Origin of the sequence: Aeromicrobium alkaliterrae (assembly GCF_039529015.1) — a bacterium.
Classification (GTDB): Bacteria; Actinomycetota; Actinomycetes; order Propionibacteriales; family Nocardioidaceae; genus Aeromicrobium; species Aeromicrobium alkaliterrae.
The window spans coordinates 492,390-510,157 of the sequence record NZ_BAAAME010000005.1 but is presented as its reverse complement, the minus strand read 5'-3'; the positions used below and the strand labels follow the sequence as shown (position 1 = coordinate 510,157).

14 protein-coding genes and 1 pseudogene are annotated in these 17,768 nt (G+C 70.2%); 13 read left to right on the top strand and 2 right to left on the bottom strand.

Annotated elements, in window-relative coordinates; translation table 11 throughout:
- The first annotated feature begins 11 nt into the window (after positions 1–11).
- The 9 genes from ABD127_RS16595 to ABD127_RS16555 all read left to right on the top strand — a co-directional run bounded on the left by ABD127_RS16595 (position 12) and on the right by ABD127_RS16555 (position 9,886).
- The gene (locus ABD127_RS16595; protein ID WP_344203542.1) at positions 12–1,220 is read left to right on the top strand and encodes an acetyl-CoA C-acetyltransferase; all 1,209 of its coding nucleotides are present in this window, start codon (positions 12–14) and stop codon (positions 1,218–1,220) included.
- A 1-nt stretch (position 1,221) separates the two neighbouring features.
- Entirely contained in the window at positions 1,222–2,601 is a 1,380-nt protein-coding gene (locus ABD127_RS16590) for an OB-fold domain-containing protein (RefSeq protein WP_344203540.1), read from the top strand.
- Positions 2,598–3,788 carry an acetyl-CoA acetyltransferase gene (locus ABD127_RS16585; RefSeq protein WP_344203538.1) on the top strand — a complete coding sequence of 397 codons (1,191 nt, stop codon included), beginning with the start codon at positions 2,598–2,600 and terminating at the stop codon, positions 3,786–3,788. The genes ABD127_RS16590 and ABD127_RS16585 overlap by 4 nt, the downstream gene beginning before the upstream one ends.
- Before the next feature lie 74 nt (positions 3,789–3,862).
- Positions 3,863–5,056 (top strand): enoyl-CoA hydratase-related protein, encoded by a 1,194-nt coding sequence (locus ABD127_RS16580; protein WP_344203535.1) that lies wholly within the window; start codon positions 3,863–3,865, stop codon positions 5,054–5,056.
- A complete protein-coding gene (locus tag ABD127_RS16575; RefSeq protein WP_344203532.1) occupies positions 5,056–5,847 on the top strand; it encodes an enoyl-CoA hydratase/isomerase family protein in 792 nt (263 codons plus the stop codon). The genes ABD127_RS16580 and ABD127_RS16575 overlap by 1 nt, the downstream gene beginning before the upstream one ends.
- A 1-nt stretch (position 5,848) precedes the next feature.
- Complete coding sequence (locus ABD127_RS16570) at positions 5,849–7,012, top strand: acyl-CoA dehydrogenase family protein (RefSeq protein ID WP_344203530.1); 1,164 nt, start codon at positions 5,849–5,851, stop codon at positions 7,010–7,012.
- Positions 7,013–7,047: 35 nt separating this feature from the next.
- The gene (locus ABD127_RS16565) at positions 7,048–8,358 is read left to right on the top strand and encodes a phytoene desaturase family protein (protein ID WP_344203527.1); all 1,311 of its coding nucleotides are present in this window, start codon (positions 7,048–7,050) and stop codon (positions 8,356–8,358) included.
- A gap of 86 nt (positions 8,359–8,444) precedes the next feature.
- Positions 8,445–8,636: a ferredoxin gene (locus ABD127_RS16560; RefSeq protein ID WP_344203526.1), complete on the top strand. Its 192-nt coding sequence runs from the start codon at positions 8,445–8,447 to the stop codon at positions 8,634–8,636.
- Positions 8,633–9,886 carry an NAD(P)/FAD-dependent oxidoreductase gene (locus ABD127_RS16555; protein ID WP_344203524.1) on the top strand — a complete coding sequence of 418 codons (1,254 nt, stop codon included), beginning with the start codon at positions 8,633–8,635 and terminating at the stop codon, positions 9,884–9,886. Before ABD127_RS16560 ends, ABD127_RS16555 begins: the two co-directional genes overlap by 4 nt.
- A 30-nt stretch (positions 9,887–9,916) precedes the next feature.
- On the opposite strand, the gene ABD127_RS16550 is transcribed toward ABD127_RS16555, so the two are convergent.
- Both ABD127_RS16550 and ABD127_RS16545 read right to left on the bottom strand, forming a co-directional pair.
- Positions 9,917–10,531: a TetR-type transcription factor C-terminal domain-containing protein gene (locus tag ABD127_RS16550; RefSeq protein ID WP_344203522.1), complete on the bottom strand. Its 615-nt coding sequence runs from the start codon at positions 10,529–10,531 to the stop codon at positions 9,917–9,919.
- A 41-nt stretch (positions 10,532–10,572) separates the two neighbouring features.
- Positions 10,573–11,730: an acyl-CoA dehydrogenase family protein gene (locus tag ABD127_RS16545; protein ID WP_344203521.1), complete on the bottom strand. Its 1,158-nt coding sequence runs from the start codon at positions 11,728–11,730 to the stop codon at positions 10,573–10,575.
- A gap of 62 nt (positions 11,731–11,792) precedes the next feature.
- Between ABD127_RS16545 and ABD127_RS16540 the strand changes: the two genes are divergently transcribed.
- The 4 genes and pseudogenes from ABD127_RS16540 to cofC all read left to right on the top strand — a co-directional run.
- Entirely contained in the window at positions 11,793–12,674 is an 882-nt protein-coding gene (locus ABD127_RS16540; RefSeq protein WP_344203518.1) for an HpcH/HpaI aldolase/citrate lyase family protein, read from the top strand.
- Positions 12,671–13,636 carry a MaoC family dehydratase gene (locus tag ABD127_RS16535; protein ID WP_344203515.1) on the top strand — a complete coding sequence of 322 codons (966 nt, stop codon included), beginning with the start codon at positions 12,671–12,673 and terminating at the stop codon, positions 13,634–13,636. The genes ABD127_RS16540 and ABD127_RS16535 overlap by 4 nt, the downstream gene beginning before the upstream one ends.
- 7 nt (positions 13,637–13,643) lie before the next feature.
- The gene (locus ABD127_RS16530; RefSeq protein ID WP_344203513.1) at positions 13,644–17,039 is read left to right on the top strand and encodes a pyruvate carboxylase; all 3,396 of its coding nucleotides are present in this window, start codon (positions 13,644–13,646) and stop codon (positions 17,037–17,039) included.
- 7 nt (positions 17,040–17,046) lie between these two features.
- Positions 17,047–17,622, top strand: a pseudogene (gene cofC, locus ABD127_RS19105) (2-phospho-L-lactate guanylyltransferase); the annotation flags it as partial.
- Positions 17,623–17,768 lie beyond the last annotated feature (146 nt).

The window sequence follows — 17,768 nt, the reverse complement described above, 5'->3', positions numbered from 1 at the left end:
CAGGAGCACCCATGAGACGCGTCGCCATCGTGGCACCGGTCCGTACCGCCGTCGGCGGCTTCGGCGGAACCCTTCGTCCCGTCGCCGCCGAGGACCTCGCGGCCGGGGTGATCAAGGAGCTCGTCGCCCGCAGCGGCGTCGACCCGGAGCGGATCGAGGACGTCGCCTTCGCGCAGTCGTACGCGAGCTCCGAGGCTCCGTGCATCGGACGCTGGGCGGCGCTCCACGCGGGTCTGCCGATCGAGGTTCCCGGGTTCCAGACCGACCGCCGTTGCGGAGGTGGACTGCAGGCCGTCATCACGGCGGCGATGACGGTGCAGACCGGTGCCGCTGACGTCGTGGTCGCCGGCGGCGTCGAGTCGATGAGCAACATCGAGCACTACACGACCACCGCGCGCTGGGGATCACGGTCGGGGAACCAGACCTTGTACGACCGTCTCGACCGCGGGCGCCAGCGCTCGCAGCCCTCGTGGAGGTTCGGCGAGATCAGCGGCATGATCGAGACCGCCGAGAACCTGGCCTCCGATTTCGGCATCTCGCGCGAGGACTCCGACGCCTTCGCTGTCCGGAGCCACCAGCGGGCCGCCGCCGCGTGGTCGAACGGGGTCTTCGCCGAGGAGGTCGTGGCCGTCGAGGTGCCGCAGCGCAAGGGCGATCCCGTGGTGTTCGACCGCGACGAGGGCGTCCGTCCCGATTCCAGTCCGGAGTCGCTGGCCCGCCTGCGCACGCTCACGCCGGGCGGAACCGTCACGGCCGGCAATGCTGCCCAGCAGAACGATGCCGCGGCCGCCTGCCTCGTGGTCGCCGAGGACCGGCTCGAGGAGCTCGGTCTGGAGCCGATCGCCTGGTTCGACAGTTGGGCCGCTGTCGGGTGCGAACCGTCCCGCATGGGGATCGGGCCCGTGGGTGCGGCGAAGAAGGTGCTGGCCCGCGCGGGAATCGGGTTCGACGACCTCGACCTGGTGGAGATCAACGAGGCCTTCGCCGTGCAGGTGCTCGCGGTGCTCCGCGGGTGGGACGTCACGCTCGACGCCCTCGACGAGCGGCTCAACGTCAATGGCTCGGGCATCTCGCTCGGACACCCGATCGGCGCCACCGGCGTCCGGATCCTCACGACGATGCTGCACGAGCTGCGCCGCCGCGAGGGCGACTGGGCGCTCGAGACGATGTGCATCGGCGGCGGCCAAGGCATCGCCGCGCTGTTCCGGGGAGTGCGCTGAGATGACCACCTCGATCCTCGCGTACGCGAGCTACGTCCCGGCCTACCGCCTCGGGTCCGACAGCGGTGTGCGCGGGAACCGGGCCGTCGCGTCGTTCGACGAGAACAGCACCACGATGGCGGTCGCCGCCGCCCGCGCGCTGCCGGCCGACGAGCTCGAGCGGGTCGACAGTCTCTGGTTCGCGACCACCAGTCCGGCGTACCTCGACAAGACCAACGCCTCGGCGATCCATGCGGCGCTCCAGCTGCCCCCGCACGTCTTCGCCTCGGACCTGATCGGCTCCGGCCGGTCGACCGCCGGAGCTCTCCGTGCCGCATCCGCCCAAGGCGGCCTGGTGCTGGCCGCCGACGTTCGCGTGGGCAAGCCCGGCTCGTCCGACGAGAAGCTCGGGGGAGACGGCGCTGCCGCCTTCGTGCTCGGGGAGGGACCCGGCGTCGCCGACGTCCTCGCCTCGACCTCGACGACAGGCGAGCTGCTCGACCGCTGGCGCGTCCCGACGAGCGTGACCGGCGAGCAGTGGGAGGAGCGCTTCGGGTTCGAGCGCTACGCCGAGCTCGTGCGGACCACGGTCGACCGTGTCCTCGCGCAGGCCGGTGTGGATGCCGTCGACCACGTGGTCCTCGCCAGTGGCAACTCGGCCGTCGTGAAGCGCGCGGGAGCGCTGGTGAAGGGCCAGGTCTCGACCGTCACGTCGCCCCTCGGCTTCAGCGGGGCGTCCGACCTGCTCGTGGCCCTGGCCCACGTCCTCGACCGCGCCGAGGTCGGCCAGACGATCCTCCTCGTGTCGGCGGTCGACGGCGCCGACGTCTGGCTGCTGCGCACGACTGATCTCCTGCCCGCGCGACGGCAGCCGGTGCCTCTCGAGCGCCAGCTCGCCGACGGTGTGCCGGTGCCGTACCCCACCTACCTGTCGTGGCGAGGCCTGCTCGCGCGGGAGATGCCGCGCCGGCCCGAGCCTGAACGGCCGGCCGGACCACCGTCGTTGCGCGGTGGAGGGTGGAAGTTCGGCTTCGTCGGAGCACGATGCACCCAGTGCGGGTTCGTGCACCTGCCGCCCGTTCCGGTCTGCCGCAGCTGTGGCGCGTCGCAGCAGATGGAGCCGGCGCCGGTGTCCCGGCTTCGGGGTCGGGTGGCGACCTACACGGTCGACCGCCTCGCCTACTCGCCGTCGCCGCCGGTCGTCGACGTCGTCGTCGACTTCGACGACGGCGGGCGGTGCGCGGTCGAGGTGGCCGACGCCGACCCGGCCTCGGTCGAGGTGGGGACCGAGGTCGAGATGACGTTCCGCAGCCTGTTCGTGGCCGGCGGCGTCCACAACTACTTCTGGAAGGCCAAGGTCGTCCCGACCGAGGCCGGGATCGGTACCGAGGAGTCAGCATGACGAGCAGAGGAATCGCCGACAAGGTCGCCATCGTCGGCATGGGGTGCACGCAGTTCGGTGAGCTCTGGGAGCGCTCGACCGACGACCTGCTGGTCGACGCGGTCGGCCAGGCCGTGGCCTCGGCCGGCGTGGGTGTCGCTGACGTCGACGCGTTCTGGCTGGGCACGCTGGGCTCGGGCCAGTCCGGCCTGGCTCTCAGCCGTCCGCTCGGCATCGACTACAAGCCCGTCACCCGGGTCGAGAACTACTGCGCCACCGGGTCGGAGGCCTTCCGCAACGCCTGTTACGCCGTGGCGTCAGGCGCCTACGACCGCGTCATGGCCGTGGGTGTCGAGAAGCTCAAGGACTCGGGGTTCTCGGGCCTGCTGCGCACCGATCCGCCCGCCGACGGGACGGCGTCGGAGCTCTCGCTCACGGCGCCGGCGGCGTTCTCCCTCCTCGACCCGGCCTACTGCGCCAAGTACGGGGTCGACCCGGGAGCCATGCGCGACGCGATGACGCACGTCGCGTGGAAGAACCACGTCAACGGCGCCCGCAACTCCCGCGCACAGTTCCGGTCCGAGGTCTCCAAGGAGAAGATCGAGGCTGCGCCGAAGGTCGCCGGCCGGCTCGGGGTCTTCGACTGCTCTGGGGTGTCGGACGGTTCGGCCGCGGCGATGATCGTGCGCGCCGAGGACGCCCTCGACTACACCGACCGGCCGATCTACGTGAAGGCACTCGCGCTGGCTGCGGGACCCATGCGAGGCGGCATGGACCCGGCGTACGACTTCACGACGTTCCCCGAGGTCGTGCGGTCCGCCCAGGACGCGTACGCCCAGGCCGGCATCACGAACCCCGCGGCCGAGCTCTCGTTCGCGGAGGTGCACGACTGCTTCACCCCCACCGAGATCCTGCTGATGGAGGACCTCGGGTTCACCGCTCCGGGCCAGGCCTGGAAGGACGTGCTCGCGGGCGAGTTCGACGCGGACGGGCGGTTCCCGGTCAACGTCGACGGCGGTCTGAAGTCCTTCGGCCACCCGGTCGGCGCGAGCGGGCTCCGGATGCTGTTCGAGGCCTGGCTGCAGCTCAGGGGTGAGGCGGAGCAGCGTCAGCTCGCCGACCCTCACCACGCCCTGACCCACAACCTGGGCGGACGCCCGGGCGGCTGCGTCTCCTTCGTGAGCGTCGTCGGCAACGAGCTCGGCTGAGCCTGGTCGGGGTGCGGCGTCGGGCTTGACCCGATGCCGAATTGAATTTAATCTAGATTAGAAGGAGGATGACCATGAACCTGCCGGACCAGTGCGACGCGGCGGAGCGGCTCTACGCAGCTCTCGCTCGCGGTGATCGTCATGCCCTGGACGACGTCCTCCACCCGGACTTCACCGGTCACGCCACCGCCGGCTTCCCGCTCGGCCTCGGGGGCGACTACGCGTCGCCGGCCGACATGCAGGCCAGCTTCTGGTGGGCGATCGGCCGTACCTGGGCCGCATCGGCCGAGCCCGCCGAGATGCACGGTCTCGACGACGGTCGTCTGGTGGTGCTCGGCACGTATCGCGGCAGCGAGCGGGCGACGGGCGCGGAGCTCGAGGCAGCGTTCGTGCACCTGCTGTCGTTCCGTGAGGGCAGGATCGTCCGGGTCGAGCAGCTGACCGACAGTGCTGCCTGGGCGGCGACGCTCCCGGACCAGCTCTCGACCATTGCGTACCGTGTCGACGACGACGGCATCGCCCACGTGCGTCTTGATCGACCCGAGGTGCGCAACGCGATCGACCTGGCGCTGGCGACCGACACGCTGACCGTGGCTCGCCGGATCCAGGCCGACGCCTCGGTGCGGGCGGTCCTGATCACGGGAGCAGGCCCCCACTTCACGGTCGGCGGTGACATCTCGACCTTCCTGGAGAGCGACCCCGACCAGCTCGGCGACCTCCTCCGCTCGATGACCACCCCGTTCCACGAAGGGTTTCGGATCCTCGCCGAGGTCGACGTGCCCATCGTCACCGCGACGCGAGGCGCCGTTGCCGGTGGAGGCATCGGATACGTCTATGCCTCGGACGTCAGCATCGCGTCCGAGACCACGCGCTTCGTGACGGCCTTCAGCGACCTCGGCCTGTCCGGTGACGGTGGGTGGTCCTACCACCTGCCGCGGCGGGTCGGTCTGGCCCGCGCGACCGCGATCACCCTGCTCAATCGGCCGGTCCCCGCGACCCAGGCACTCGACATCGGTCTGGTGACCGACGTCGTGCCGGACGACGAGCTGGACGAGGCGGCGCTCGAGCTGGCCCGCACCCTCGCGCGAGGCCCGACCCGCGCCTACGCGAAGATGCGTCGGCTCCTGCGCGACACCTGGGGCGCCTCGTTGTCCGACCAGCTCCGCCGCGAGACCGAGCAGCTCCACGCATCCGGGGCGACCCGCGACATCGCGGAAGCGATCACGGCCTTCGGTGAGAAGCGGCGTCCGAACTTCGAGGGTCGCTGATGGCCGGGCCCGCTGTCACCGTCGAGATCGTCGCGGGCGTCGGCACGCTGGCGCTGAACCGTCCCGAGAACGGCAACGCGTTCGACGCCGAGCTCACCGATGCCCTGGGCGCCGCGGTTGCCCAGCTGGCGGAGACGGACGGCCTGCGGGCCGTGCTGGTGCGGGCCGAAGGGCCGAGCTTCAGCCTCGGCGGGGACGTGCGTCACTTCCGGACGTTCGACCCGGCCGAGTACGGCGAGGTGTTCGGTGACCTGACCGACCGCGTGACGCCGGCCCTCGTGGGTCTGCTGGAGCTCCCGGTGCCGGTCGTGACCGCAGTGCACGGCTGGGTGGTCGGGGCCGGGTTGTCGCTCGTCGGGATCGCCGACGTCGTCCTCGCCGCTGACGACACCCGGTTCCGCACGGCGTTCACGGGTCTCGGCCTGCCGGGCGACACCGGCGTGACCTGGTTCCTGTCGCGCCTCGTCGGACCCCGTCGGGCCGCGTCACTCCTGCTGGAGAACCCGTCGTTCTCCGCTCGCGAAGCGCTCGAGTGGGGTCTCGTCACCCGGCTCGTCCCTGCCGACACCCTCGCCGACGAGGCCCTGGCGCTGGCGACGCGTCTTGGCGCGGGACCGACCGTCGCCTACGCCCACGCGCTCGACCTGGTGGCGAGCGCCCACGACCACACGCTCGCCGAGCACCTGCAGCGCGAACGTGCGTCGACCGTGGCCTGCGCCGCGACCGACGACCTCATCCACGGGATCGCGGCGTTCGCCGAGCGCCGGGTCCCCGAATTCGAAGGACGATGACATGGCCGGACTGATCCACGACTCCGAGGAGCACGCCGCGCTGCGCAAGAGCGTCGCGGCGATCGCCGAGAAGCACGGACCCGCGTACTTCCTCGAGCGCGGGGCGAACGGCGGCAACATCGACGAGCTGTGGGCCGACCTCGGCCAGTCCGGGCTCCTGGGCGTGCACCTGCCCGAGGAGTACGGCGGCGGCGGGGGCGGCATGGAGGACGCCGTGGTCGTCGTCGAGGAGCTCGCAGCCCACGGCATGCCGATGCTGATCTGGGTCATCTCCCCGGCCATCGTCGGCAGCATCATCGCCGGCCACGGTTCCGAGGAGATGAAGCGCGAGTGGCTGCCCGGCATCGCCGACGGCAGCCGCAAGGTCGCCTTCGGGCTGACCGAGCCGGACGCCGGCTCGAACAGCCACGAGATCTCGACGACAGCCCGGCGCGACGGCGACGGCTGGCGGATCTCGGGCCAGAAGTACTACATCTCCGCGGTCGACCAGGCCGAGGCGATCCTGCTGATCGCGCGGGACGCCGACGAGACGGGCGAGGGACGCAAGAAGCTCTCGATCTTCGTGGTGCCGACCGATGCCGAGGGCCTGTCCTACCAGGAGATCCCCACGTCGATCGTGTCGCCGGACGGGCAGTTCACGGTCTACCTCGACGACGTCCGCGTCGGCCCTGAGTCCCTGGTCGGCCACACCGGAGAGGGCCTCAAGCAGGTCTTCACCGGGCTCAACCCCGAGCGCATCCTCGTCGGCGCGATCTGCGGCGGCGTCGGCCGCTACGCGATCGACCGCGCCGTGGCCTATGCCAAGGAGCGTGAGGTCTGGTCGACGCCGATCGGCGCTCATCAGGGGGTGTCCCACCCGATCGCGCTGGCCCACATGGAGGTCGAGGCGAGCCGTCTGGCGACCAAGCACAGTGCCGAGCTGTTCGACGCCGGCCACCCCGGTGCCGGTGAGGCGGCCAACATCGCGAAGTTCCTCGCGTCCGAGGCGTCCCTGAAGGCGCTCGACCAGTCGATCCAGACCCACGGCGGCAACGGCCTCGCGAAGGAGTACGGCCTGTCCGAGCTCTGGTTCGTGACCCGGCTGATGCGGACGGCCCCGGTCAGCCGCGAGATGGTCCTCAACTTCGTCGCGCAGACCTCCCTCGGTCTGCCGCGCTCCTACTGAACCCCCGTACCGAAGCACCAGGAGAAGGAACTCACATGAGCAACCTCGACTACGACGTCGTCGTCATCGGCGCTGGCGCCGGTGGCCTGTTCACCGCGGCTCGACTCGCCCACGAGGGCCGTCGGGTCCTGGTGGTGGAGCGGCTCGACAAGGTCGGCGGCCGTGCCTCGACGACCGTGGTCGACGGCTTCAAGGTCAACGACGGCGCCATCGTGATCGAGGTCGGGGGCATCACGGAGCAGACCTTCAACGAGCTCGGCATTCCGTGGGAGATCCGTGAGCCCACGCCGCCGATCCTGTACCGGATCAAGGGCAAGGACGTCGACGTCACGGGCGGCGGCTGGGGCTTCATGCTGAGCAAGCTGACCCGTTCCGGGGCCAAGCTGGTGTCCGGCCTCGGCGCAGCGCGTAACGACAGCGGGCTGCCGGAGGACGAGATCTCGACCGACGAGTGGGTGCGCAAGTACACCAAGAACGAGGGCGTCCGAGGCATCTTCCGCAACATGAGCGCCTCGATCTTCGCGGTGAGCTCGACCGACCTTCCGGCGCGCGTCTTCCTCACGTACTTCACCCGCAAGAGCGCCTTCAAGCGGTTCGGGTTCCACCCCGAGGGCACGATCGGCGTCTGGCAGCAGCTCGCCGACAACGTCCAGGCGAACGGGGGCGAGATCTGGCGCGAAGCCAGTGTCGACCGCATCCTGACCGAGGGGGGGCGCGTCACGGGCGTCGAGCTCGAGCGCGACGGACAGCGCGTCACCGTGTCCGCCCCGGTCGTGATCAGCAACGTCGGCCCCGCGGCCACCCTGGGTCTGGTCGGGCGCGAGCACCTGCCGGCGGACTACGTCGCCCAGATCGAGAAGGGCGACCGGCCCTGCGCAATGATCGCGATCAACTTCGCCAGCGAGAAGCGCCTGGTCGAGGCGCCCGGCATGCTGAGCTTCGCCTCCACGAGGCGGATGGCCTACGTGGCCAACTTCACCGACACGTGTCCGGAGATGTCGCCTCCGGGCTGGAACCTCTACGTCGCGACGTCGGTGCCGGAGCCGGCCATCGGCGACTTCGACGAGGCGGCCGAAATCGAGCTGCTGCGCGAGGACCTGCGCGAGAACTTCCCGGGCTTCGACGACGACGTGCGCGAGCTGAGCATCAACATCACGCGTGACGACTGGCCGCCGCAGCGTGCTGTGGCCGGCTTCGACATGCCGCACGACACCCCGATCGAGGGCCTCTGGAACGTCGGTGACGGCGTGAAGGAGTACGCCAACGGCGGAACGACGGCGTGTGCCGAGACGGCGCAGATCGTGACCGGCAAGGTGCTGGAGCACCTCGCTGCCCATGCCGGATGAGTCGAGGCTGGTCGCTCGTCCCGCGCCCGCGGCCTGAGCATAAGTTAAGTTATGACGTGATCGATCGGTCGGAGAGAGGTACTGCCATGAAGGTGGTCGTGGATTTCGCAAAGTGCACGGGTCTGGGGATCTGTGAGTCGTTGGCCCCGGAGTTCTTCGAGGTGAACGACGACGGTGACCTGGTGCTCCTCAAGGAGGACATCAGCGACGACGAGCTCCAGTCCGTCGAGGAGGCCGTTGCTGGTTGCCCGACCGAGGCGTTGCGGATCGAACGGTGAGCGTCGACCGCTTGGTCGTGGTCGGCGCCTCGCTCGCCGGACTACGCGCTGTCGAGGCCGCGCGCAAGGCCGGTTTTGAGGGCGCGATCACGCTCATCGGGGCGGAGCAGCACCTGCCGTACGACCGACCGCCGCTCTCGAAGGCCTTCCTCGAGGCGGGCGACGATCCTGAGCACCCGACCTTCCGTACCGAGCAGGTCCTGGCCGAGGAGCTGGGCATCGACCTCGTGCTCGGCGCACCGGCCACGGGGCTCGACACCGGTCGTCAGGTCGTCCTGGTGGGCGACCGCGAGATCGCCTACGACGCGCTGGTCATCGCCACGGGCTCGAACCTCCGCACGCTGCCCGGCACGGAGCACCTCGATGGTGTCCACGGGCTCCGCACCCTGGACGACGGCATCGCCGTGCGCGCGGCTCTCGACGCGGGGGCCCGGACCGTCGTGGTGGGTGCTGGCTTCATCGGGTCGGAAGTCGCCTCCGGCGCACGCAAGCGGGGCCTGGACGTCACCGTGGTCGAGGCCCTGCAGACGCCGCTCGTGCGGGCCACCGGTGACCGCATGGGCGCGGCGATCGCGTCCCTCCACGAGCGCAACGGCACGCCGTTGCTCTGCGGGCGGACCGTGGTGTCGGTGAACGGTGAGTCGCGGGTGGAGAGCGTGGTGCTCGACGACGGCACGGTGCTCCCGGCCGACCTGCTGGTGGTCGGCATCGGGATCATCCCGGCGACGCAGTGGTTGGAGGGCTCCGGCCTGACGGTCGAGAACGGCATCGTGTGCGACGAGACGCTGTGGACGGGGGTCCCGGGCGTCTACGCCGCCGGGGACGTGGCGTCGTGGCACAACCCGGTGATGGACGAACGCCAGCGGATGGAGAACTGGACCGCCGCGGCCGAGCAAGGCGCTGCCGCGGCCCGCAACGCGATCGACCCCGAGAACGCCAAGCCCTACGGGACCGTGCCGTACTTCTGGTCGGACTGGTACGACGTGCGCATCCAGTTCGTCGGCTCGCCGGACGCCGACGAGGTCGTGCTGGTCGATGGCGATCCGGACGCCGACGGTCGATGGGTCGCGCTCTACCGACGGGGCGAGCGCATCATCGGCGCTCTGACGGTGAATGGCCAGACCGAGATCATGAAGTACCGCGTGATGATCCAGAAGGGCGCCAGCTGGACCGAGGCCCTGGAGTTCGCCGAGAAGCGCAAGGCACTCGCGGCCCAGAAGGCACGCGAGCGCGAGGCGGCCCAGGTCTGAGTCTGCCGTGACCCCGGGTGTGGGCGTTGCTCAGGTGATGCCGTCGAGGATGAACGTCTTCGCGCTGGCCACCAGCGTGTCGATGTTGCCGCGCTCGGGGTCCCACCACTCACCGGTCCAGTTCAGGGCGCCGATGATCAGCATCTGGGCCATGTAGAGGTCGGCGCCCTCCCGGAGGTCGCCGGCCTCGTGCGCCGACTTCAGGAGCCTCGCCCAGATCTCGCCGTACCCGCGCTGCTCGGCCACGTAGCGCTCGCGGATCGCGGCGGGGACCTGCCCGGCGTTGCGGATCGCCGCCGTCGCGTAGTTCGAGAGCTCCAGCTCGTGACGGAGGTGCTCCTCGATCGCGATCGTCAGGCGCTCCAGCGGCTCGGTGCCGTCGGGGAGTCCGTCGAGCGCGGTGTTCAGGTGCTCACGCATCTGGTGGATGCCCGAGAACATGACCTCCTCGATCAGCAGCTCACGCGAGGCGAAGTAGTAGTAGATCGCCGGGGCCTGGACATCGGCCTTCTCGGCCACGTCGCTGAGACGCATGCCGGCGTACCCGCGCTCGCTGAGGACCTCGGCCGCAGCATCGAGGATGCGAAGACGAGTCCGTGCGGACTTGGAGTCCGCGTCGGTGGAGGCGGCCTGCTTGAGAACCATGGACGCCATCCTAGATCGTTGATTCGTGATTCAAATGTGACCTAGGCCGTGAGGCCTCCGCGTCGCACGAGCTGGGCGGCGATGACGTTGCGCTGGATCTCGTTGGTGCCCTCCCCCACGATCATCAGGGGAGCGTCCCGGAAGTAGCGCTCGACGTCGTACTCGGTCGAGTAGCCGTAGCCGCCGTGGATGCGCACGGCGTCGAGCGCGATCTCCATCGCGACCTCGGAGGCGAACAGCTTGGCCATGCCAGCCTCCATGTCGACCCGCTCGCCGGCGTCGTAGCGCTCGGCGGCGAAGTGGGTGAGCTGCTTGGCGGCCGTCAGCTTGGTCGCCATGTTCGCGAGGTAGTTGCCGATCGACTGGTGCTTCCAGATCGGCGTGCCGAAGCTCTCGCGCTCCTGGGAGTAGGCCAGCGCATCGTCGAACGCGGCCTGGGCGACGCCGAGGGCTCGCGACGCGACCTGGATGCGGCCAGTCTCCAGGCCCTTCATCATCTGGGCGAACCCCTTCCCCGGGGTGCCGCCGAGGATGCTGTCGGCCGGGGTGCGGTAGCCGTCGAAGGAGATCTCGCAGCTCTCGACGCCCTTGTAGCCCAGCTTGGGAAGATCGCGGGAGACCTCGAGTCCGGGGCCGTGCTCCACGAGGAGGATCGAGATCCCCTCGTGGCGCGGCTCGGCCTTCGGGTCGGTCTTGACCAGCAGGGCGATGAGCTGCGACCGGCGGGCGTTGGAGATCCAGGTCTTGGACCCGTTCACGACGTACTCGTCACCGTCGAGACGGGCACTGGTCAGCATGTTCTGCAGGTCCGAGCCGCCGCCGGGCTCGGTCAGCGCCATCGTGGCGCGGACCTCACCGGTGGCCATCCGGGGCAGGTAGTGCTGCTTCTGCTCCTCGGTGCCGAACAGGAGCAGGAGCTTGGCCACGACGGTGTGGCCGCCCATGGCGCCGGCGAGCGACATCCACCCGCGGGCCAGCTCGGTGGTGATCTCCACGTAGCAGGGCATCGACACGGGAGCCTCGCCGTACGGCTCAGGGATGGCGAGCCCGTAGATGCCGAGCTCCTTCATCTGCTCGATCAGCTTCTCGGGGTACTCGTTGGCGTGCTCGAGCTCCTGCACCACGGGCTTGACCTCGCGATTGACCCAGTCACGGACGACCTTGACGATCTCGCGTTCGTCGGCGTTCAGCTGCGGCACGGGATGCTCCTGACACGGGAAGGGAGTTGGCAACGAAGCAAGTCTAATCTAGATTAAATTAGGTGAGCAACACGACCTCCCCCACCCCACCCGGTCGGACCTCGATCCTCTGCGTCCCCGCCGCCAACCCGACCCTCGTGCAGAAGGCCTTGACGACCTCGGCCAGCGAGGTCGTCCTCGATCTCGAGGACGCCGTCGCTCCCGAGCGCAAGGACGTCGCTCGCGAGGTCGTCCGAGGGCTGAAGCCTGCTGACGGTGGGCCGCGAGTCACGGTGCGGATCAACCAGCTGAGGTCGCCATGGGGTCTGCGCGACCTCCGAGCCGTTGCCGAGTCCGGCGCTGGCGTCGCCTCGATCGTCGTGCCGAAGGTCGAGAGTCGCGAGGACCTGGCCGTGGTTGAGACGGTGCTCGAGGGCATCGCCGCCGAGCTCGGACGGGCGGTGCCGCTCCGAGTGCAGGCTCTCGTCGAGACGGCTCGTGGGGTCGCGAACCTCGACGACATCTGTTCGCGACGTGACCGTCTCGACGGTCTCGTGGTCGGGTACGCCGACCTCACTGCGTCACTCGGGCGCCATCCGGACGCCGATCCCTCGACCTGGACACCGATTCAGATGGAGGTGCTGATCCGTGCTCGCGCCGCCAATCTGGACGTCGTGGACGGCCCGCACCTGGCGGTCGACGTCGACGAACCCTTCACGACAGCCGTGGAACGGGCCGTCACGCTGGGCTTCGACGCCAAGTGGGTCATCCACCCACGCCAGATCGAGCACGTGAACGATGCCTTCACCCCCTCGGCAAGCGCTGTGGCTCACGCGGAGCGGGTTGTCGAGATGCTGGGGCGCGCGCACGAGGGCGGCTCTGGCGCTCTGGCCCTCGACGGCGAGCTGGTCGACGAGGCCATGGCTGTCGCGGCACGACGCGTCCTGGCCAAGGCGGCGCGATGAACCGCGTGGAGGGTCCGTGGTTCGACGACCTCGAGCGTGGGCAGACCTTCCCCAGCTCGCCGTACACGTTGACCGAGGGGCGCGCCGCGATGCACCAGGCCATCGTCGGCGACCGGTTCCCGATGATGCTGGACGCGCGGTCGTCGAGCCAGGTCGCGGGCCGGCGACAGATCGCCCACCCGAGCTTCGTGACCGACGTCGCCATCGGGCAGAGCACGCAGGCCACCCAGCACGTGAAGGCCAACCTCTTCTACCGCCGGCTGGTGCTGCTGAAGCAGCCCTCGATCGGCGACACGCTCCACACCACGACCGAGGTCGTGGGACTGCGGCAGAACTCCCGGCGCCCCGACCGCGCGCCGACGGGTCTGGCGGCTCTGCGGATCACGACCACGGACGACGCCCGTCAGCCTGTGCTCGACTTCTACCGCTGCGCGATGCTGCCGTTGCGCGATGACGTCGACACCGGCCACGCCGACGACCTCACGACGATCGGCACGGACGGGCCGGCCCCCGACCTGCTCCGCTCGGTCGGCGGATGGGACCTCCGGAAGTGGAGTCATCGGGGGCCCGCTCCGGACGCCGGCGACGTCATCGAGGTCGTCGGCGGCGACGTGGTGTCGAGCGCCCCGGAGCTGGCGCGTCTCACGCTCAACGTCGCGCGCGTGCACCACGAGTCCGAGGTTGCCGGCGGTCGGCGCCTCGTCTACGGCGGTCACACGATCGGCATCGCCGCGGCCCACCTGGCGCGGGCGATTCCGGATGTCGTCACGGTGCTGGCCTGGGACGGGTGCGACCACCTCGCCCCGGTGCACGAGGACGACGTGCTCACCTCGACGGTCGAGATCGTCTCGAGCGAGCCGGCCATGCCCGGCGGAAGGCTGGTGCGCGCCCGCGTTCGGACCTCGGTCGAGGGCCGCGAGGTGCTGGACTGGCGTCCCGTGCTGCTCGTGGCGACGGACTGATCCCGACATGACGACGTTGCCGTTCTCCAAGGTGCTGGTCGCCAATCGTGGCGAGATCGCGGTGCGGGCGTTCCGTGCGGCGCGCGAGCTCGGTGCCACGACGGTGGCTGTCTACCCGAACGAGGACCGAGGGTCGGAGCACCGGGTGCGCGCGGACGAGGCGTACGAGATCGGCGAGCGGGGGCACCCCGTGCGGGCGTACCTGGACCCCGCGGCGATCGTGGGCGCGGCGAAGCGTGCCGGGGCGGACGCGGTGTACCCGGGGTACGGGTTCCTCTCGGAGAACCCCGATCTGGCCGAGGCGTGCGCGGAGGCGGGCATCACGTTCGTGGGTCCGGCGAAGGAGGTCCTGGAGCTGACGGGCAACAAGGCGTCAGCGATCGCGGCGGCGAAGGCCGCGGGCGTGCCGGTGCTGGCGTCGGTGGAGCCCTCGACGGACGTCGACACGCTGGTGGCTGCGGCCGACGCGCTGACGTACCCCCTGTTCGTGAAGGCTGTCGCCGGAGGTGGTGGGCGCGGCATGCGTCGCGTCGACGATCCGGCGATGCTGCGCGAGTCGGTCGAGGCCGCGATGCGCGAGGCCGACGGGGCGTTCGGTGACCCGACCTGTTTCGTCGAGGAGGCCGTGGTCGACGCGCGCCACATCGAGGTGCAGATCCTCGCTGACTCCTTGGGGAACGTGGTGCACCTGCACGAGCGGGACTGCTCGGTGCAGCGACGTCACCAGAAAGTCGTCGAGATCGCCCCGGCACCCGCACTGGATCCTGAGGTGAAGGCCGCAATGTGTGCCGATGCGGTCAGGTTTGCGACCGAGATCGGATACTCCTGTGCAGGCACGGTGGAGTTCCTGCTGGGTGCCGACGGCCGGTACGTGTTCATCGAGATGAACCCGCGGATCCAGGTCGAGCACACCGTGACCGAGGAGGTCACCGGCATCGACCTGGTGCAGGCGCAGCTGCGGATCGCCGCGGGCGAGACCCTGGCCGACCTGGGCCTGACCCAAGATGGCATCACGGTCACGGGCTTCGCGCTGCAGTGCCGGATCACGACCGAGGACCCCGCCAACGATTTCCGTCCTGACACCGGCACCATCACCTCCTACTCGTCGCCGGGTGGTCCGGGGGTGCGGCTCGACGGCGGCACGGTGCACGTGGGTGCGGCGATCAGCCCGCACTTCGACTCGATGCTGGCCAAGATGACCTGCCGGGCTGACTCGTTCGAGTCGGTCATCACCCGCGCACGGCGTGGTCTGGCGGAGTTCCGCATCGGCGGCGTCTCGACCAACGTCCCGTTCGTGCAGGCGCTTCTGCGGCACCCGGACTTCGGTGCCGGTGGGGTCACGACGCAGTTCATCGATCAGCACCCCGAGCTCGTGAACGCGCCGACGGTCGAGAACCCGGCCGAGAAGCTGCTCGCCTACGTCGCCGACGTCACGGTGAATCAGCCCCACGGACCGCAACCGGCGTCGGTCGACCCCATCAGCAAGCTTCCGGTCGTCGACCTGTCGACAGCCCCGCCGGCGGGCAGCCGCGATCGGCTGCTGGAGCTCGGCCCGGAAGGGTTCGCTGCGGCCCTGCGCGGCGACGACCGGGTGCACGTCACCGACACGACCTTCCGCGACGCCCACCAGTCGCTGCTCGCCACGCGGGTCCGCACGCGTGACCTGGTGCCTGCCGCGCGAGCGGTCGCGCACACGACGCCACAGCTGTTGAGCCTCGAGGCGTGGGGCGGCGCGACGTACGACGTGGCACTGCGGTTTCTCAAGGAGGACCCGTGGGACCGGCTCGCGGAGCTGCGAGACGCGGCGCCGAACGTCTGTCTGCAGATGCTGCTGCGCGGTCGCAACACGGTCGGTTACACCCCGTACCCGAGTGCGGTCACCGACGCGTTCGTCGCCGAGGCGGCGTCCACCGGCATCGACGTGTTCAGGATCTTCGACGCGCTCAACGACGTCGACCAGATGCGTCCTGCGATCGACGCCGTGCGCGCGACGGGCACGACGGTCGCCGAGGTGACGCTCTGCTACACCGGCGACCTCTCCGACCCGGCCGAGCGGCTCTACACCCTCGACTACTACGTGCACCTGGCCGAACGGATCGTCGACGCCGGTGCGCACGTGCTGGCGATCAAGGACATGGCAGGGCTGCTCCGGGCGCCGGCCGCCCGCACCTTGGTGACGGCCCTGCGCGAGCGGTTCGACCTGCCCGTGCACCTGCACACCCACGACACCACGGGCGGCCAGCTCGCCACCCTGACGGCGGCGATCGACGCCGGTGTCGACGCCGTCGACGCCGCCTCCGCCGCGCTCGCGGGCACCACGAGCCAGCCGTCGATGTCGGCTCTGGTCGCGGCCACTGACCGGTCTCCGCGCGAGACGGGCCTCTCGATCGACGCCGTCAACGCGCTCGAGCCCTACTGGGAGGCCGTGCGTCGCCTCTACGCCCCGTTCGAGTCGGGTCTGCCCGCGCCGACGGGCCGCGTCTACCGGCACGAGATCCCCGGCGGCCAGCTGTCGAACCTTCGCCAACAGGCCATCGCGCTGGGCCTGGGTGAGAAGTTCGAGCAGATCGAGGACATGTATGCCGCCGCGAACGACATCCTCGGCAACATCCCGAAGGTGACCCCGAGCTCCAAGGTCATCGGCGACCTCGCCCTGCACCTCGTCGCCGCTGGCGCCGATCCGGGCGATTTCGAGGCCGACCCCGCCCGGTTCGACGTCCCCGACTCCGTCATCGGCTTCCTCAACGGTGAGCTCGGCGACCCACCCGGCGGCTGGCCCGAACCCTTCCGCACCAAGGCCCTCGTCGGCCGGGAGGTCAAGCCCCGCCAGGAGTCGCTGACCGACGATCAGGAGAAGGATCTCGTCACCGACCGACGCCGCACCCTGAACCGACTCCTCTTCCCCGGCCCCACGGCCGATCATGAGGAGGACGTGGCGCAGTACGGCGACGTCTCGGTGCTACCGACCGCCGCGTTCCTGTACGGGCTCGACGCGGACCTCGAGGTCGAGGTCCACCTCGACGAGAGCCACCTCGTGCTCCTCGGCGTCGAGGCGATCGGCGAGCCTGACGCCCGTGGCATGCGCACCGTCGTCGGCACCATCAACGGCCAGCTCCGACCCACCCTCGTGCGCGACCGGTCCGCCGAGTCCACTGCGGTCAGCGCCGAGAAGGCGGACCCGAACGACTCGAGGCACGTGGCGATCCCGTTTGCCGGGGTCGTCACCCCCCTCGTCGCCGAGAGCGACATGGTCACGTCCGGCCAGGTCGTCGCCACGATCGAGGCCATGAAGATGGAGGCCTCGATCACCGCCCCCCGGGCCGGCGTCGTGAGAAGACTCGTCGTCGGTGGCACGCGCCCGGTGGAGGGTGGCGACCTCCTGCTCGAGCTCGACGGGGTCTGATCCTGCGATGAGGGGATGGACGGCCGTCGTCCCGGTGAAGCCGTGGCGCCTGTCGAAGCCCCGGCTGGAGATCGATGCGCGCCACGAGCTCGCGCGTGCCTTCTGCCTCGACGTCCTCGATGCGGTGGCGGGTTCGCGATGGATCAGTCAGGTTCTCGTGGTCACGGCCGAGGGTGCGGTCGTGCCCCACGCGCGTCGTCTGGGGATGGACGTCATCCACGATCGACCGATCCAAGCCCAGGGTGGAGTCACTGAGGCGGTCCGGTCGGCAATGATCTGGGTCGGCGGCCGTCGACCCGGAGCGCCCGTGGTGGTCGTCCCTGCAGACCTCCCGGCGCTGACCACCGCCGACCTCACCTGGGTGCTGCGCGACTTCACCAGTGGACAGGCCTTCGTGCCCGACATGTCCGGGGAGGGCACCACGGTCGTCCTCGGTCGAGATCCCCGTCAGCTGAGGACGCTGTACGGGGACCGATCGTCGATGCTCCACGAGCAGCTCGGCATGCGCCGTCTCGACGAGGCCCCGGCCAGTCTGCGTAGCGACGTCACCACGATCGAGGATCTCCGCGCTGCTGCTCGGCTCGGGATCGGGGTGCGTTCCGCCGACGTCTGGAGCGGGCTCGAGTCGCTGCGGCGGCGGGGGAGTGGCCCGAGGCCCGCCTGGTGCCGCGGTTGGTCAAGCCGCATTGCCAGGATTGACGAGCCGAGGGCCTGCCGTCGCCGACCCGG

Coding starts and splice junctions, on each gene's coding strand:
- ABD127_RS16575 (WP_344203532.1), top strand. CDS start 5,056: ATGGCCGGGCCCGCTGTCACCGTCGAGATCGTCGCGGGCGTCGGCACG.
- ABD127_RS16580 (WP_344203535.1), top strand. CDS start 3,863: ATGAACCTGCCGGACCAGTGCGACGCGGCGGAGCGGCTCTACGCAGCT.
- ABD127_RS16560 (WP_344203526.1), top strand. CDS start 8,445: ATGAAGGTGGTCGTGGATTTCGCAAAGTGCACGGGTCTGGGGATCTGT.
- ABD127_RS16565 (WP_344203527.1), top strand. CDS start 7,048: ATGAGCAACCTCGACTACGACGTCGTCGTCATCGGCGCTGGCGCCGGT.
- ABD127_RS16570 (WP_344203530.1), top strand. CDS start 5,849: ATGGCCGGACTGATCCACGACTCCGAGGAGCACGCCGCGCTGCGCAAG.
- ABD127_RS16585 (WP_344203538.1), top strand. CDS start 2,598: ATGACGAGCAGAGGAATCGCCGACAAGGTCGCCATCGTCGGCATGGGG.
- ABD127_RS16595 (WP_344203542.1), top strand. CDS start 12: ATGAGACGCGTCGCCATCGTGGCACCGGTCCGTACCGCCGTCGGCGGC.
- ABD127_RS16535 (WP_344203515.1), top strand. CDS start 12,671: ATGAACCGCGTGGAGGGTCCGTGGTTCGACGACCTCGAGCGTGGGCAG.
- ABD127_RS16530 (WP_344203513.1), top strand. CDS start 13,644: ATGACGACGTTGCCGTTCTCCAAGGTGCTGGTCGCCAATCGTGGCGAG.
- ABD127_RS16590 (WP_344203540.1), top strand. CDS start 1,222: ATGACCACCTCGATCCTCGCGTACGCGAGCTACGTCCCGGCCTACCGC.
- ABD127_RS16550 (WP_344203522.1), bottom strand. CDS start 10,531: ATGGTTCTCAAGCAGGCCGCCTCCACCGACGCGGACTCCAAGTCCGCA.